This window comes from Staphylococcus sp. EG-SA-2, assembly GCF_017152085.1.
Map to the genome: position 1 here is coordinate 1 of NZ_JACYHC010000955.1, position 879 is coordinate 879.

General features: G+C 37.2%; 1 pseudogene. It reads left to right on the forward strand.

Features of this window, described 5'->3' with window-relative positions:
• A pseudogene (norC, locus tag IDG60_RS16645) lies at positions 1-879 on the forward strand (multidrug efflux MFS transporter NorC); the annotation flags it as partial.

The window sequence follows — 879 nt, forward strand, 5'->3', positions numbered from 1 at the left end:
AAACGTATCGCGGGGGCAACAAGTTAATCTTAGGTATTGTATTAGGTGTTATTACATTTTGGTTGTTTGCACAATCACTTGTAAATGTTGTACCAAATTTACAACAAAGTTTTGGTGCAGACATGGGAACAATTAGTATTGCGGTAAGTCTAACCGCACTATTTTCAGGCATGTTTGTTGTTGGAGCAGGCGGCCTAGCAGATAAAATTGGGCGCGTGAAAATGACGAATATCGGTTTATTGTTAAGTATTATTGGTTCAGCATTAATTATTATTACGAATTTACCGGCATTATTAATTTTAGGTCGTATTATACAAGGCGTATCAGCAGCGTGTATTATGCCTTCCACATTGGCCATTATGAAAACTTATTATGAGGGTGCTGAACGTCAGCGCGCCTTAAGCTACTGGTCTATCGGTTCTTGGGGTGGAAGTGGTATCTGTTCACTCTTCGGTGGGGCAGTTGCGACAACTATGGGTTGGAGATGGATTTTCATCTTCTCAATTATCGTTGCCGTACTTTCAATGTTACTCATCAAAGGGACGCCTGAAACGAAATCAGAAGTTACCAATACACATAAATTTGACGTTGCAGGGCTAATTGTTCTAGTAGTTATGTTGCTAAGTTTAAACGTTGTCATTACTAAAGGTGCAGCACTTGGTTACACATCATTATGGTTCTTTGGTTTAATTGCAATCGTAATTGTAGCATTCTTTATTTTCTTAAAAGTTGAGAAAAAAGTAGATAATCCGCTTATTGATTTTAAATTATTTGAAAATAAACCATATACAGGTGCAACGATTTCGAACTTCTTATTAAACGGTGTTGCAGGTACATTAATTGTAGCGAATACATTCGTGCAACAAGGTTTAGGTTATA